Below are 842 nucleotides of genomic sequence, written 5' to 3'. Positions count from 1 at the left end.
TCTTCATCCCCCACTTTTCGCAATCCTGCAGAGTAGATGTCAAATCGCCGTGTGGTTCACCTCGAACAATACCGACAGAGTCCAGATTCAATTGATTTGCGGCATAAGCCAAGGCATGCAAATGATTTGAGTGGGCACCACCAAAACTTACAATTTGTGATTTGCCCGCCGCGACAGCCGCTAGTAAATGATGCTTTAGCTTGTACCATTTGTTCCCCGATATAAAAGGATGTACTTTATCGAGACGCAGACAGTCCAGGGTCACTAGCTGATCTTTCGCAATCTCCAGAGGAAAGGAGTGAACTTCGGGTAGTACATCAAATTGCACACCCAACTCAGCAGTAGTTTTATTATTAGCCAGCATAACCTTTATGACTCTCACACATGTCACTCACTCCTTCCTGAAAATCACCCGGTGCGCTAACCTTGCTTACACTCTTTCCGCAAACTTGACCTACGCCTTCGGCATGCTGGCAAATTGGCTGATCAAAGTGTTCTAACCAAGCTAGGTACTGCTCCTCCGTGACATAACATTTTGCCGCTACGAAAGCGTTTGGGTTATCAACATAATCACGAATTTCACTCGCCGTCATGGTGATATGCCCAGCACCCGGGTGGTAGGCAACGTAGACCACATCCAACGCTTTCAGGCGGTCAAACATACCTTCATTGGTGCTGCTAGCGCCACGAGACTCACTCAATTCCTCAAGCTCAGATCGCAGCTGCTCCTCACGTTCCTCTCGATAAGCAAGATCTAAATCTTTGCGATCTAACTGCTCCTTCAGGAGAACCAGTTCAGCCTCCATTTTCTGACGCTCCAAGCGCTCCTTGTCACCCGCAGA

At 48.1% G+C, this 842-nt stretch carries 2 pseudogenes; both read right to left on the bottom strand.

Features of this window, described 5'->3' with window-relative positions:
* Positions 1–364, bottom strand: a pseudogene (locus A3735_RS00365) (hypothetical protein); the annotation flags it as partial.
* A pseudogene (locus A3735_RS29955) lies at positions 354–842 on the bottom strand (gas vesicle protein GvpG); the annotation flags it as partial. The pseudogenes A3735_RS00365 and A3735_RS29955, both read right to left, overlap by 11 nt.

The sequence above is a fragment of the Oleiphilus sp. HI0061 genome (assembly GCF_001635675.1).
This window is presented reverse-complemented; position numbering and strand designations above follow the sequence as displayed.